We start from the raw sequence: 14,279 nt of genomic DNA, 5'->3' as shown, positions 1-14,279 counted from the left end.
CCCGGTCAGCGCGAGAGCAGGTCCCGGGCGATGTGGGTCACCTGGATCTCGTCGGTGCCCGCGTAGATCTGGAACGACTTGGCGTCGCGGGCGAGCTGCTCGACCCGGTACTCGCTCATGTAGCCGTTGCCGCCGAAGAGCTGGACGGCCTCCATCGCGACCTCGCTGGCGGCCTGCGCCGAGTACAGCTTCATCGCCGACGCCTCGGCGAGGGTGGGGGTGCGCCCGGCCTTCTGCATCTCCACGTGCCGGAACACCAGGTTCTGCACGTTGAGGCGGGCGACCTCCATCTTGGCGAGCTTGAGCTGGATCAGCTGGAAGTCGCCGATCCGCTGCCCCCACAGCTCGCGGGACTTGGCGTACTCGACCGACAGCTTCAGGCACTCCTCGATGACGCCGAGCGACATCGCCGCGACCCCGGCGCGCTCGGTGACGAAGTTCTGCTTGGCCGACTCCCTGCCGCCGCCCGCGCCCGCGGCCAGGAGCCGGTCGGCGCCCGCCCGCACGTCGTCCAGGAACAGCTCGCCGGTGGGGGAGGAGTGCAGGCCCATCTTGCGCAGCGGCCTGCTCTGGTCCAGGCCGGGCATGCCGCGGTCGAGGACGAAGGTGAGGATCTCGCGGTCGCGCGGGTCGCGGCCGTCGTCGAGCTTGCAGTAGAACACGATCGTGTCGGCGTACGGGCCGTTGGTGATGAAGGTCTTGGACCCGTTGATGACGTACTCGTCGCCGACCTTGCGGGCCGTGGCCTGCATGCCGCCGAACGCGTCGGACCCGGAGTCGGGCTCGGTGATCGCCCAGGCGCCCACCTTCTCCATGGTCAGCAGGTCCAGCCCCCAGCGCTCCTTCTGCTCGGCGGTGCCGCGCTTCATGATCGTCCCGGCGGCCAGGCCGAGGCTGACGCCCATCGCCGACACCAGGCCGGGCGCGACCTTGCACAGCTCGATCACCGGGAGCATCGTCATGGATGCGTTGCCGCCGCCCGCCTCGGCCGCGCCGTCCTCGGCTGCGCCGTCCTCGCCCGTGCCGGACGCGGCGGCGCGCTCCTTCTTCAGCCGCGAGTGGAACGACGCGCGCGCCATCTCGTCCATGCCGAAGGTCTTGTAGAGGCCGCGGATCAGGTCGTAGGGCGGCATCTCGCCCGCGTCCAGCGCGTCCAGGTTGGGCCGGACCTCCGCCTCGATCCAGTCGCGCACAGCGTCCCGGATCATCAGGTCTTCGTCGGACCACTCGATCATGCTCGCCTCGCCTTTCGACCGCCTGCCGGATGCGCTGCCCATCCAAGCAGAGATAGCAAGCGCGCACTTACCCCGGGGTGGCGGCCGGGGCCGCGGGCCGCCCGCCCAGCGTCACGATGTCGGCGAGCACACCGCCGCCCGACGTCAGCCGGCCGGGCGCGGGGCTGTCATAGACCACCAGCAGCCGGATGCCGCCGCCGGCCGGGTCGTCCAGGACCCCGATGCCCTCGGCGTGATCGGTGCCCTCGCCGTGAGGGAGGTCGCCGAGCGGCTCCAGCCCGTCCGCCGGGACGACGCACGCCGCGTCGGCCTTGGCCGCCTCCGGCCAGCGCACGACCCGCACCGGCCCGTCCAGGTCCATGCTCGGCCCGGTGAGGACGAGCAGGTCGTCGCCGTGCGGGCACAGGTCGCGGATGCCGAGCCCGCCGAGGTCCAGCAGATGCGTGCGGTACGGCTCGCCGCCGTCGCCGACCGGCGCGAGCCGCAGCCGGGACGGGTCGTCGAGGTGGCTCTCGGGACGGATCTCCAGCAGCACCGCCCAGCCGCGCAGCACGGGCCCCCGCAATCCGATGTAGAGCCGGTCGCCGTGCGCGGCGACCCCCTCGATGTCGATGCCGTTGTCCTTGCTCGGGATCGACAGGAACGGGGCCAGGTGCGGATCGTCCCCCAGCAGGTCGGTGATGGAGTCGCCCCGACCGCCGAGCACGGCGGCGGTACGGCCGCCGTCCTCGCGCACCACCTCGGGCAGCCCGTCCGCACCGGCGGCCAGGGGGAGCCGGACCAGGATGAAGCGGTTGTCCTCGCGCACGATCGAGGCCAGCCTCCGGCGCGCCTTGGCGGGGGAGTGGCCGGGCTTGATCTTCTTGCGCTTGAGGCTGTGCGAGCCGACCGCCCACAGCCACCCGCCGGCGCACGCCAGGCCCTCGATGTCGGCCTCTTCGCCGGGACCGGCCGGCAGCGGGACGAGGTCCGCGAGCGCGACCGAGCGCTGCCCGCCGTAGCCGGTGACCCGGCCCCGCGCGTCGGTGGTCGCGGTCAGCCGCTCGATGGTGGCGGTCTCGTCGCCCGCCACCCACAGGCAGGGCCCGTCCCGCCGGACGGCCGACAGGTTGGTGTGCGTCCCGGCCTCCCGGCTCTCGGCCCCGAAGCGCAGCTCCACCCGGCGTTCCACGATCATGCGCAGATGTTCCCACAGAGCCGGCTCCGGACGGCGGGCTCCGCCGAGGCCGGCGGCCTCCCGGCGGCGCAGTCCGGCGGCTCAGTGCCCGCAGGTCCGGCAGGCGGTGCGGGTGCGGCGGGCGTAGGCGACCGCCGCGACGGCCATCCCGGCGCCCCAGGCGAAGTAGCCAGGGACCGCGAACCAGAAGAACGTCTCGGGCAGGTCCAGGCCGCCGGTGGCCGGGAACGGGTTGCGGCCGTTCAGTCGCTCCCAGAACATCTGGAGCAGCATGAGACCGAAGTAGAGGACCAGCGCGCCGGAGATCCCGGCCCCGGGCCACAGCACCAGCCGGCGCGGGATCCGGCGCCCGGCCGCGCGGGGCGTCCAGCGCGGCCACGTCCGTCCCCAGGAGTGCACGAGGGCCAGCGGCAGCACGCTCCCGCCGAGCACGAACCCGACCTCGAACAGGACGGCCGAGACGCCGGAGGACATCGGGTTCTGCCCGAATCCGACGGCGGCCTGGGCGGCGATCCGCACCAGGCATCCGGCGACCGCGAAGTACGCGGCGGCGTAGGCCCAGCGGGGGGTGCGGTCCAGCGGGCCCGGGGCGGCGGCACCGCCGCAGGCGCCGCAGCCCGCACGCGTGCGCCGCCGGTAGTCGCGCGCCGCCAGCGCCACGAGGACGCCCGAGGCCAGGCAGGCGGACCTGCTGAGCGCCCCGATCGGATAGAACTCGATGCCGAGGCCCGGCAGGATCGCCCCGATCACGTCGAGCAGCAGCAGCGCCGCGCAGGCGGCGAAGGCGATCGCGACGCCCCCGGCGGCGACCAGCAGCGTCCGCCTGGCCGTGCCGTCGAGGCTCAGGGCCCGGCCGGACCCGAGCGCGATGATCACCGGCAGGGCGAGGGCGCACAGTCCCACGGAGTCCCAGCCGTCCAGGACGACCAGATCGGTGCCGACGGGCGAGAGGTCGCCGGGCGCGTGCCCGAGTCGCCAGTAGATCCTCAGCGCCCCGTAGGCCACCACCCAGCCCAGTGCGACTCCGGTCAGCCGTGGGCCGGACAGGCGGGCCGGGCGCCGGGGCGGCGCGGCGGCCCGCCGGCCGGGCAGGACCGGGGCGTTGGGTCCTTGCGTCATCGTCCTCATGCCGACGATGCTTCCGGCGTGGTGCGGCGGACGCCTCCCCGCTGCGGGCGATGAGTCTCCCCCTCGCGGGGGAGGGTACGCGGGGTCAGATGTCCCAGCGGACGTGCACGTGCGGGGGCTTGCGGAAGACCAGCCCGTGCGCCGCGGCGGGCCGCGCGGGGTCCAGCCGCAGGTTCGGCAGCCGTTCCAGGATCGCGTGCAGCGCGGTGCGCGCCTCCAGCCGGGCCAGATGGGCGCCGAAGCAGAAGTGCGGGCCGTGCGCGAACGCCAGGTGGTCGGCGGAGTTGCCGCGCCGGACGTCGAAGCGGTCCGGGGCGGGGAAGACCTCCGGGTCCCGGTTGGCGCCCGCGATCGACACCCGGACGAGGTCGCCCGCGCGGACGGGGGCACCGCCGAGATCGGTGTCGCGGGTGGCGTACCGGTCGACCACCGACGCCGACGGCTCCACCCGCAGCGACTCCTCGATCGCGGCGTCCAGCAGGCCGGGCTCCGCGCGGACGGCCGCGGCCGCGCCGGGGGCCGCCAGCAGGTGGTGCGCCACGTTGACGATCATGCCCTCGGTGGTGTCGATACCGCCGAACATCAGCACCGCGGCGTTGGCGACCACCTCGGCGACCGTGAGTCCCTCGTCCTGGTGGGCGGCCTCGGCGAGCAGCGAGCTCGCGCGGTCCTCGCTTCGCTCTGGTCCGTCCGGCTCCGATTTCCCTGGGGGGCGACCCCCAGACCCCTGTCGGGCTGTCGGGCGGTCCTCGCTTCGCTCCGGTCCGTCCGGCTCCGATTTCCCTGGGGGGCGACCCCCAGACCCCTGTCGGGCTGTCGGGCGGTCCTCGCTTCGCTCCGGTCCGTCCGACAGTGCCGCCTCGACCGCCTCTCGGAGGAGCCCGTGGGCCTCCCGTGCGCGCTCGGGGACGTCGCCGCCGGCGGTGAGGTCGGAGACGGCGTCGACGAACGCCCCGTACCAGGAGCGGATCGTGGCGGCGTCGACCCCCTCGAGGCCGAGCGCCTCGGCGACCACCGCGACGGCCAGCGGCCCCGCGAGGTCGCCGCGCAGCTCGGCCCGCCCGGCCGGGGCGAGCGCGGCGACCAGCCGGTCCACCTCGGCCTGGACGAACGCGGTGAAGCGCTCCCTGGTCTGCGCGGGACGGAACGGCCGGGCGAACGGCTCACGGTGCCGGGTGTGCGCCCGGCCGTCCAGCGACAGCATGCTCGGCCCGACGAGCCGCGCGGTGGAGAAGCGCGGGTCGTCGACGGTGAACGCGGCGGCGTCCCGCATCACCCGGACGGCCAGGGCGTGCGAGGTCACCAGCCAGCCGTCGAGCGCGGGCAGCCAGGACACCGGCTCGTCCGCGCGGAGCCGGGCGAGGAGCGGATGCGGGTCGTCCTCGAGGGAGGCGACCGTCGCGGCGGCGCCGATCGGGAACCGGGCCATCAGGTCGGAAGTCACCCACGTGAGGATATTCCTCCGCCGGAGGGCCCGGCCCGCCAGGTCACCCGGCGGCGCCCTCCTCCTCCGCCGCCCGGTCCCGCCACCACGCCCGGCCCGCCTCGGGCAGCGTGTGGATCGGGTCGTAGTACTCGTACCGGCGGGTCAGGGCGTCGGGGTCGGCGCCGCGCGCTCCGCCGCCCGAGCCCACCTCCAGCCCGGTGCGGTAGTTCTTGGTCCAGTAGGAGACGCCGCGCTCGCGGTCGTAGTCGGCGAGCTGGTGCACCCACCGCTTGCCCACGTACGGGACGTCGCACACGATCCGCGGGGTGGCGAACCCGGGCAGGTAGCCCATGATCGCGTGCTGGAGCTCCTGGGCCTCCCACACCGCCAGCCGCCAGTGCTCGCTGTAGGGGATCATGTCGCACATGTACAGGTAGTACGGCATGATCCCGGCCTCGTCGAGCAGCGCGAACGACAGGTCGAGCAGTGCGGCGGGGGAGTCGTTGACGCCGCGCAGCAGCACCCCCTGGTTGCGCACGTCGCGGACGCCGGCCTCGAGCATCGCCCGCGCGGCGCGGGCGACGAGCGGGGTCACCGACTGCGCGGCGTTGACGTGGGTGTGGATCGCCAGGTGCGCGCCGCGCGCGTGCGCCTTGGCGGCCAGCCGCTCCATCCCGGCCCTGACCTCATCCTGCAACCAGTGCTGCGGCAGGCCCATCAGCGCCTTGCTGGCCAGCCGGATGTCGCGGACGTTGTCGATGTCGAGCAGGTCGCCGACGAACGACTCCAGCCGCGCCCAGGGCAGGTTGGCCACGTCGCCGCCGGAGACGACCACGTCGCGGACGCCGGGCGTGCGGCGCAGGTAGTCGAGCATGGCGCCGAGCCGGTCCGGGGGCTTGGCGGTGAACCTGTGCTTGGCGACCGCCGGCGTCGAGTTGCCGACCAGGTCCATCCGGGTGCAGTGCCCGCAGTACTGCGGGCAGGTGGGCAGCAGCTCGGCCAGCACCTTGGTCGGGTAGCGGTGGGTGAGGCCCTCGACCGCCCACATCTCGGCCTCGTGCAGCGAGTCGCGCGCCGAGCAGGGGTGCGAGGGCCAGTCCGTCCGCCGGTCGGTGAGCACCGGGATCATGTAGCGGCGCACCGGGTCGGCGTGGAACGCCTCGGTGGAGGAGGTGTCCATGGTGTTGAGCATCTGCGGGGTGACCAGCATCGACATCGTGGCGCGCTCGGCCTGGTCGCGTTCCAGGTCGGCGTAGAACGACTCGTCCAGCAGGTCGCCCATCAGCGCGCGGAGCTGCCGCAGGTTCTTCACGCAGTGGGCGCGCTGCCACTGGGCCGACTCCCATTCCGCGGCCGTGACGTCGCGCCAGCCCGGGAGGCGGCGCCAGTCGGGCTCCTCCAGCGGCCGGCGCCGGTAGGCGTAGGGCTGGTCTGCGGCCTGGCCGGGACGGGCGGTGCCCGCTCCGGGGTGCAGGGCGGTGGTCATCGTCGACCCCTCCTCACGGAACGATTGGTCGCATAAAAGTCTTGTATAGACCAGACGTTACGGGAAGACTTTCGTCGAAACCAGTGGTGCCCGGGACATCTTCCGTGGTTACTCAAGAGTGACCCAAGCGGGCGCCAACAGACGCCAACAGTCGGGACGGGGATGGTCAGATGATCGAGGAACGAACCGGGACGGAGACCGCGGTGGGCCTGCACCGCGTGCTGGAGCCGGCGGGCGTGCTGCCCCAGGCGGCGCTCCGGCTGGACCCGGACCCGCGGATCGGGCCGGACGAGGTCCGGGTGCGGGTGGAGCGGCTCAACCTCGACGCGGCGTCCTACCGGCAGCTGCACACCGCCCACGACGGCGACCCCGGGGCGATCCGCCGCGAGGTGCTGGAGATCGTCACCGCGCGCGGGAAGATGCACAACCCCGTGACGGGCTCGGGCGGGATGCTCGTCGGCGTCGTCGAGGAGGCCGGCCCCGACTCCCCGCTCGGCCTCAGGCCGGGCGACCGCATCGCCACGCTGGTGTCGCTCACCCTCACCCCGCTGGCCCTCACCGACGGCCTGGCCCGCTGGGACGGGCTGTCGGAGCAGGTCCCGGCCGAGGGGCACGCCATCCTGTTCGCCCGGTCGATCGCCGCCGTCCTGCCCGGCGACCTGCCCGTCCCGCTCGCCCTGGCGGTCATGGACGTGTGCGGCGCCCCCGCCCTCACCCACCGCGTCGTGGCCCGCGTCGTCGCCGACCGCGCCGCCGCCCGGAACGGCGCGGACGCCGCCCCGTCCGGCCCGGTCGTCGCCGTGCTGGGCGCGGCGGGCAAGAGCGGGTCGCTGTCGCTGGCCGCCGCCCGCCGCGCCGGGGCCGCGCGCACGATCGGCCTGGTCCCCACCGCGGACGAGGAGGCCCGGCTGGCCGCGACCGGGCTCGCCGACGCCGTCGTCCGCGCCGACGCCCGCGACCCCGTCGCCGTCGCCGCGGCGATCGGCGGGCCCGCCGACGTGACCGTGGTGTGCGTGGACGTGCCCGGCTGCGAGCACGGCGCGATCCTGGCCACCGCGCCCGGCGGCACCGTGGTGTTCTTCTCGATGGCCACCTCGTTCTCCGCCGCCGCGCTCGGCGCCGAGGGGCTCGCCGCCGACGTCACCATGCTGATCGGCAACGGATACGTCCCCGGGCACGCCGCGACCGCCTTCGACCTGCTCCGCTCCGAACCCGGGGTTCGTGCGCTGTTCTCCGCCCGGCACGGCGCCGATTCGGCACAATGACCTGATGCGCCCCCGGCGCGGACGCATCAGATCATCGAGGGAGAGAACTGGATGGCGAGCATCACCGAGGACCTGCGGCGGCGGGACCCCCGAGAGCGGCAGGCCCAGATCGTGGACGTGCTCGTCGGCGCGTTCTCGGGCCTGATGGAGCGCAGCCCCGCCGAGTTCCGCCGCCGGTTCCGCAAGATGGCCTCGGACCCGTTCGCCTTCTACCGGGGCAGCGCCTGCCTGTTCTACGCCGACATCGCCGGCGACGAGGACCCGTGGGCCGACGAGCGCACCGCCCGGGTGTGGATCCAGGGCGACCTGCACGCGCAGAACTTCGGCACCTACATGAACGACGACGGCGTGTTCGTCTTCGACGTCAACGACTTCGACGAGGCCTACGTCGGGCACTTCACCTGGGACGTCAAGCGGCTGGTCGCCAGCCTCGGCCTGCTGGCCTGGAGCAAGGCGATCTCCGACACCGACATCCGCCGCCTCATCGAGACCTACGTGCGCGCCTACGTCGACCAGGTCCGGCACTTCGCGGCCAACGACGACGACCACGAGTTCGCGCTGACCCTCGACACCGCCGACGGGCACGTGCGCGGCGTGCTGGTCGCCGCGCTCTCCTCGACCCGCGTCGGGCTGCTGGACGAGATGACGCTGGTCGACCGGCACGAGCGGCGGTTCCGCGACCGCGCCGGCGTGCGGCGCCTCGGCGCCGACGAGCGCGCCAAGGTCGAGGCCGCCTACCGCGACTACCTGACCACCATCCCGCACGAGAAGCGGTTCGGCAGCCTCACCTACGAGGTCAAGGACATCGTCGGCGCCTCGGGGTTCGGCATCGGCTCGGCCGGGCTGTCGGCCTACAACCTGCTGGTCGAGGGGCACAGCCAGGCGCTGGAGAACGACGTCGTCCTGTCGATGAAGCAGGGCAACGTGGCCGCGCCGAGCCGGATCGTCGACGACGCCCGGATCCGCGACTACTTCCAGCACCACGGCCACCGCACCGCCGTCTCCCGCCGCGCGCTCCAGGCCAACACCGACCCCTGGCTCGGCCACACCCAGATCGACGGCGTCGGCTTCGTCGTGCAGGAGCTCTCGCCCTACGAGGAGGACCTCGACTGGTCGGGCCTCACCGAGCCCGAGGAGATGCTCTCGATCCTGGACGACCTCGGCCGCGCCACCGCCAAGGTGCACTGCGTGTCCGACAGCGACTCCGACCACACCCTGGTCGGCTTCCAGGTCGAGGACGCCATCAGCGCCGCGATCGGACCGGACGAGAGCTCCTTCGTCGACGCCATGGTGGCCTTCGGCATGGAATACGCCGCGGTGGCGCGCGACGACCACCGCTATTTCGTCGACGCCTTCCGCAACGGCCAGATCCCCGGCCTCTAACCGAGGAGGCATTCATGGACGGGGAGTTCCCCGAGGACGGCCGGAGCGTCGAGCCGACCATCCGGTGATCAGCGGATGAAGCCGTTCACCACGGTCGGCAGGGACCCGTCGATCCCGGCCATGTTCAGCACGCCGGGGTCGCCGGGGTCGCCGACGCTGTGACCGTTCGCGGCCAGCGCCGCCATGATCACCCGGGTCTGCGGGTTGACCCCGGCCCGGTAGGAGGCCAGGGCCTGCGTCGGGTGCGACGACCCCGCCCACGTCTCGTTGTCGGTGAACACCACGACCCCGTCCACGTCCAGGCGCTCACGCTCGGCCCACTGGAACGGGATCGCGAGGTCCGTGCCACCGCCCGACGGATGCCAGGACCGGATCTCACGCAGGTTCGTGCGGGCCGTCACCTTCGACGGGTGCATGCCGGTGTCGACGTCGATGACGTGACAGTTCGCGCCCTCGATCCGGTTGAGGATGACGGCCATCGCGTTGCCGACCTCGTAGCAGGTGCCCAGCGGGGTCCCGCCCGAGAAGAGCCGGCTCCACCCCATCGAACCGGACGAGTCCACGGCGACCAGGAGCTTGCGGCCGGACGGCTCGATGTGCCCGAACGACAGCTCGTACGCACCCTCCAGAGCGTCGGCGATCGCGGGGACGGGAGCCCACCGCTGCACGGCGGCGTTCATGTTCGGCTGAGCCTGACCGGCCTGGTAGACCCGCAGCGCCAGGAACAGGTCCATCGGATGGACCCGCGCCCTCGAGAGCGCCCCGGCGTCGGTGAGGCGCGCCGCGGCACGCCGCGTCGCGTCGCCCGCCGGCTTGAGCGTCCCGAGCCGCGTCATCCGCGCCAGGTTCCTGATCAGGGCCGTCATCCCGATCGTGTCGACGAGCGAGTCCCACACCTCCGGGTCCTTCAGCGCGGCGTCCGGGAGGAACTCCCACGGCACTCGCCGTTCGCCCACTACGCGAATCGCGTCCGCCGGGGCGGTGGCCGCCTGCGCGATCAGGAAGTCGTCGATCGCCGGCACGAGCCCGCGGGCGTCGGCGTCGCTCACGTTGCCGGCGATCCAGCCGAACAGGGCGCGCCGCTCCGGGCCGTCGGCCTTGGGGTGCGCGATCCGCAGCACGTCCCGCAGTGCCATCGCCTCGCCGGACGGGGTCGTGCGCTGCCGCGCCTTGCACACCCGCCACGCCACCTGGTTCACCTCCCCGGCCAGGAACCACGACCCCAGCGCGGTGCGCATCGCGCGGCCGACCACGGGTGAGGTGCCCTCGGCGCTCGGCTTGCCGCCGAGGTTCTTGAAGTAGCCGAAGAACGACGCGAGATGATCGGTGGTCCGGGCGACCTGGGCCAGCGACGCCTTCACCGCCTGCTTGGTGCCCGCGTCACCGCGCGCCGCGGCGGCGGCGAGCGCGAACAGCGCCGGCCGGTTCTTCGGCGCCCGCGGCGGCCTGGCCGTGGAGATCTCCGTCAGCAGCCGCACGACCCGGACACCGTCGGCCTGAACGGCGTCGAACACGACCCGGGCGTTGTCGGCGGTGAGACGGTCCTGCCCGACGTAGTAGGTGCCGCCGGTCGTGCCGAGGATCAGGAAGTCCTCCAGACGGGTCCACAGGTCCTTGGAGAACCCGTAGCCGCCGGCGTTGTTGCGGACCTGGTCGGCCTCGCGCCCGGGGATCGGGCGCGACTGGGGCGTCGCGATGCCGGACACGGACGCGAGGGGATCACGGGCCATCGTCGGCCTCCGTCTGCTCGACCCGCCGCGGTTGGCGGATGTGGGGGAGTGGCTGGCCCGCGAGGGGAGGACGGATGTGGTGGCGCCCACCGGGATTAAGTGCTCTACCGATTGAGCTACACCGGATTTTCGCCCGGTGGCGGGAATCGAACCCGCAACCTCTCCATTAATAGTGGTAACCGACGGGCTTCGACCCGCCCTCCCCGCACGTTCCAGGTCGGCCCGCAGAGCCGGGCCCACACGGATATGGAGACGGCCACCGGAGGAATCTGGGAAAGATAACCGATGGCCTTCGACCCGTGTGGACACCGAGCCCTGCGTGCCTGAAAGGGAAACTAACACCCGTGAAACGAGTTCGCATTTCGATTAATGGCCGAGGCGGCCTCTCGAATCGCCCGCCGCCCCGCCGCCCGCGCTCTGACCTGCGGCGACGGATCGGTACTGTGTGGATCATGCAGCCTGCGTCCTCCGACCCCTGCGTCCGGGTGCGCGGCGCCCGCGAGCACAACCTGCGCGGCGTCGACGTGGCGATCGAGCGCGACGCCCTGGTGGCCTTCACCGGGGTGTCGGGCTCGGGGAAGTCGTCGCTGGCGTTCGGCACCCTGTACGCCGAGGCCCAGCGCCGCTATCTGGAGTCCGTCGCCCCCTACGCGCGGCGGCTGCTGCACCAGGTGCCCGCCCCCGCGGTCGACGAGATCACCGGCCTGCCGCCCGCGGTGGCACTGGAGCAGCGCCGGTCGGTGCCGTCCTCCCGATCCTCGGTCGGCACCGTGACCACCCTGTCGAACTCGCTGCGGATGCTGATGTCGCGCGCGGGCGATTACCCGCCCGGCGCCGGGCGGCTCGACTCCGACGCGTTCTCGCCCAACACCGTCGCCGGCGCCTGCCCCCGCTGCCACGGCCTGGGGGAGGTGCACGAGGTCACCGAGGAGTCGCTGGTCCCCGACCCGTCGCTGAGCATCAGAGACGGCGCGATCGCGTCCTGGCCGGGCGCCTGGCAGGGCAAGAACCTGCGCGACGTCCTGGACGCCCTCGGCCACGACATCGACCGCCCGTGGCGCGACCTGCCGCAGGAGCAGCGCGACTGGATCTTGTTCACCGACGAGCAGCCGGTGGTCACGGTGCACCCGGTGCGGGAGGCGCCCCGGATCCAGCGCCCCTACCAGGGCACCTACTCCAGCGCGCGGCGGCTCGTCCTGCACGCCTACGCCGATTCCAAGAGCGAGGCCGCGCGCAGGCGCGCCGCCGGGCACCTGATCAGCCGCGTCTGCCCGGTCTGCGGCGGGCGGCGCCTGCGGCCCGAGGCGCTCGCGGTGACGTTCGCCGGACGGACCATCGCCGAGCTGGCCGCGCTGCCCCTGGCCGACCTCGCCGATGCGCTGCGCCCCCACACCGGCGGCGAGGGCCCGGCGGCGGTGCTGACGCGCGACCTCACGGCCCGTATCGAGGTGCTGACCGAACTCGGCCTCGGCTACCTCAGCACCGCCCGGCCGAGCCCGTCGCTGTCGGCGGGGGAGCTCCAGCGGCTGCGGCTGGCCACCCAGCTCCGCTCGGGCCTGTTCGGCGTCGTCTACGTGCTCGACGAGCCCTCGGCCGGGCTGCACCCCGCCGACACCGAGTCGCTGATGTCGGTGCTGGAGCGGCTGAAGGCAGCGGGCAACAGCGTCTTCCTGATCGAGCACGACATGGAGGTCGTCCGGCACGCCGACTGGCTGGTCGACGTCGGCCCGGGGGCGGGCGAGCACGGCGGTCTGGTGCTGCACAGCGGGCCGGTCGAGGGACTGCGCGCGGTCCCCGCCTCGGTCACCCGCCCCTACCTGTTCGGCGAGATCCGCCCGCCGCGCCGGGAACCGCGCGAGCCCGCCGGGGTGCTGCGGCTGCGCGAGGTCACCCGGCACAACCTGCGCGGCCTGGACGCCGACGTCCCCCTCGGGGTGTTCACCGCTGTGACCGGGGTGTCGGGATCGGGGAAGTCGACCCTGGTGGACGTCCTCGGCGAGCGGGCGGTGGAGGCGGGCGAGCACGTCGGCGCCGGGATCGAACGGGTCGTGCGGGTCGACCAGCGGCCCATCGGCCGCACCCCGAGGTCCAACCTGGCGACCTACACCGGGCTGTTCGACGCGGTCCGCAAGCTGTTCGCCGGCACCGCCGAGGCCCGCGCCCGCGGCTACGGCCCCTCGCGCTTCTCCTTCAACGTGCCCGGCGGCCGGTGCGACCACTGCCAGGGCGAGGGCCACATCTCGGTGGAGCTGCTGTTCCTGCCCACCACCTACGCCGTCTGCGACGTCTGCCACGGCGCCCGCTACAACCCCGCCACCCTGGAGATCACCTACCGGGGCGTGAACGTCGCCGGCGTCCTGGACATGACGGTGGACGAGGCCGCGTCGTTCCTCGCCGATGTGCGCCCCGCCGCCCGCTCCCTGGAGACCCTGCGCGAGGTCGGCCTCGGCTACCTGCGGCTGGGGCAGCCGGCGACCGAGCTGTCGGGCGGGGAGGCGCAGCGCATCAAGCTCGCCTCCGAGCTGCAACGCGCCCGCCGCGGCCACACCCTCTACCTGCTCGACGAGCCCACCACCGGCCTGCACCCGGCCGACTCCGCGCTGCTCACCCGCCAGCTGCACGCGCTGGTGGACGGCGGCGCCACCGTCGTCGTCGTGGAGCACGACATGGACATGGTGGCGTCCGCCGACCACGTGCTGGACCTCGGTCCCGGGGGCGGCGACGAGGGCGGCCGCGTCGTCGCGAGCGGAACGCCCGCCGAGGTCGCGTCCTCCCTCGCCGGGCGCACCGCCCCTTACCTGCGGGCCCGGCTCGGCTGAGCCGTCAGCGCGCGAACGCGATGGCCGTGCCGGCGCTGACGACGACCGCTATCACCACCAGTACCAGGGTGGTCTTGAGGGGATCGGAACGCCGCTGTGGCTGCTTCGCCGCCTTCGGCCGCGACCGCGACGATGGGGCCGAGGCCGACGGTGTACCGGACGTCCCGGACGGTGCGGGAACGGGCGCGGCGCGTGAGGGCGCGGGGGAGGGCCTGACCACGGGCGCCGGGCGCGGCACCGGCGGCCTGGGCGCCGGTGCGGCCTGGTGCCCGTTCGGAGGCGGTGACGCGGGAGGCGGCGCCGGAGGCTGCGGCGGCCTCGGCGTCTTCGGTGTCTTCGGCGGGACGACGACCGGCGGCTTCGGAGGTTCGGGCGGCTTGGGCGGATGCGGGGGCGCCGGATGGTGCGGATGGTGCGGCGGGTGCGGCGGGTGTGGGGGGTGTGGGGGGTGTGCGGGATGCGGCGGCTTCGGCGGACGCGGGCAGTGGTGGTGGCCCAGGACACCGACGCTGGCGTGCACGCCCACGATTCCCCCGACGTCGACGCCGACGCACACGCCGATCAGCGGTGTCGACGCGGCGGCGGGCGCCGCCCGTGCGGGCGCGGGGAGGGCGAGCGAGGCCGAGGGGA

At 73.7% G+C, this 14,279-nt stretch carries 9 protein-coding genes; 3 read left to right on the top strand and 6 right to left on the bottom strand.

Features of this window, described 5'->3' with window-relative positions; all coding sequences use genetic code 11:
• Positions 1-5: 5 nt before the first annotated feature.
• From QP090_RS32875 to QP090_RS32855, 5 genes are all read right to left on the bottom strand, one after another.
• Entirely contained in the window at positions 6-1,235 is a 1,230-nt protein-coding gene (locus QP090_RS32875) for an acyl-CoA dehydrogenase family protein (protein ID WP_285943555.1), read from the bottom strand.
• A 67-nt stretch (positions 1,236-1,302) separates the two neighbouring features.
• A complete protein-coding gene (locus QP090_RS32870; RefSeq protein ID WP_285943554.1) occupies positions 1,303-2,412 on the bottom strand; it encodes a DUF3616 domain-containing protein in 1,110 nt (369 codons plus the stop codon).
• 81 nt (positions 2,413-2,493) lie between these two features.
• The gene (locus QP090_RS32865; RefSeq protein WP_285943553.1) at positions 2,494-3,531 is read right to left on the bottom strand and encodes a hypothetical protein; all 1,038 of its coding nucleotides are present in this window, start codon (positions 3,529-3,531) and stop codon (positions 2,494-2,496) included.
• Between the two features lie 94 nt (positions 3,532-3,625).
• The gene (locus QP090_RS32860; protein ID WP_285943552.1) at positions 3,626-4,984 is read right to left on the bottom strand and encodes a cytochrome P450; all 1,359 of its coding nucleotides are present in this window, start codon (positions 4,982-4,984) and stop codon (positions 3,626-3,628) included.
• A gap of 43 nt (positions 4,985-5,027) precedes the next feature.
• A complete protein-coding gene (locus tag QP090_RS32855) occupies positions 5,028-6,452 on the bottom strand; it encodes a KamA family radical SAM protein (RefSeq protein ID WP_285943551.1) in 1,425 nt (474 codons plus the stop codon).
• 170 nt (positions 6,453-6,622) lie between these two features.
• Between QP090_RS32855 and kdd the strand changes: the two genes are divergently transcribed.
• Both kdd and QP090_RS32845 read left to right on the top strand, forming a co-directional pair.
• The gene (kdd, locus tag QP090_RS32850; protein ID WP_285943550.1) at positions 6,623-7,717 is read left to right on the top strand and encodes an L-erythro-3,5-diaminohexanoate dehydrogenase; all 1,095 of its coding nucleotides are present in this window, start codon (positions 6,623-6,625) and stop codon (positions 7,715-7,717) included.
• A 51-nt stretch (positions 7,718-7,768) separates the two neighbouring features.
• The gene (locus QP090_RS32845) at positions 7,769-9,100 is read left to right on the top strand and encodes a DUF2252 domain-containing protein (protein WP_285943549.1); all 1,332 of its coding nucleotides are present in this window, start codon (positions 7,769-7,771) and stop codon (positions 9,098-9,100) included.
• Between the two features lie 68 nt (positions 9,101-9,168).
• Here QP090_RS32845 and QP090_RS32840 read toward each other — a convergent pair whose 3' ends face one another.
• Positions 9,169-10,830, bottom strand: coding sequence for a TROVE domain-containing protein (locus QP090_RS32840; protein WP_285943548.1), 1,662 nt, complete (start codon positions 10,828-10,830; stop codon positions 9,169-9,171).
• Positions 10,831-11,282: 452 nt separating this feature from the next.
• Between QP090_RS32840 and QP090_RS32835 the strand changes: the two genes are divergently transcribed.
• Complete coding sequence (locus QP090_RS32835) at positions 11,283-13,649, top strand: excinuclease ABC subunit UvrA (RefSeq protein WP_285943547.1); 2,367 nt, start codon at positions 11,283-11,285, stop codon at positions 13,647-13,649.
• Positions 13,650-14,279 lie beyond the last annotated feature (630 nt).

Source organism: Actinomadura xylanilytica (assembly GCF_030283145.1).
Taxonomy (GTDB): Bacteria; Actinomycetota; Actinomycetes; order Streptosporangiales; family Streptosporangiaceae; genus Spirillospora; species Spirillospora xylanilytica.
The sequence above is the reverse complement of the archived record's forward strand: the minus strand, read 5'-3'. Positions and strand labels throughout refer to the sequence as shown.

What these genes read in the sequence shown, in the direction of transcription:
- QP090_RS32875 (WP_285943555.1), bottom strand. Translation starts at nt 1,235, where the DNA reads ATGATCGAGTGGTCCGACGAAGACCTGATGATCCGGGACGCTGTGCGC.
- QP090_RS32870 (WP_285943554.1), bottom strand. Translation starts at nt 2,412, where the DNA reads ATGATCGTGGAACGCCGGGTGGAGCTGCGCTTCGGGGCCGAGAGCCGG.
- QP090_RS32865 (WP_285943553.1), bottom strand. Translation starts at nt 3,531, where the DNA reads ATGACGCAAGGACCCAACGCCCCGGTCCTGCCCGGCCGGCGGGCCGCC.
- QP090_RS32855 (WP_285943551.1), bottom strand. Translation starts at nt 6,452, where the DNA reads ATGACCACCGCCCTGCACCCCGGAGCGGGCACCGCCCGTCCCGGCCAG.
- kdd (WP_285943550.1), top strand. Translation starts at nt 6,623, where the DNA reads ATGATCGAGGAACGAACCGGGACGGAGACCGCGGTGGGCCTGCACCGC.
- QP090_RS32845 (WP_285943549.1), top strand. Translation starts at nt 7,769, where the DNA reads ATGGCGAGCATCACCGAGGACCTGCGGCGGCGGGACCCCCGAGAGCGG.
- QP090_RS32840 (WP_285943548.1), bottom strand. Translation starts at nt 10,830, where the DNA reads ATGGCCCGTGATCCCCTCGCGTCCGTGTCCGGCATCGCGACGCCCCAG.
- QP090_RS32835 (WP_285943547.1), top strand. Translation starts at nt 11,283, where the DNA reads ATGCAGCCTGCGTCCTCCGACCCCTGCGTCCGGGTGCGCGGCGCCCGC.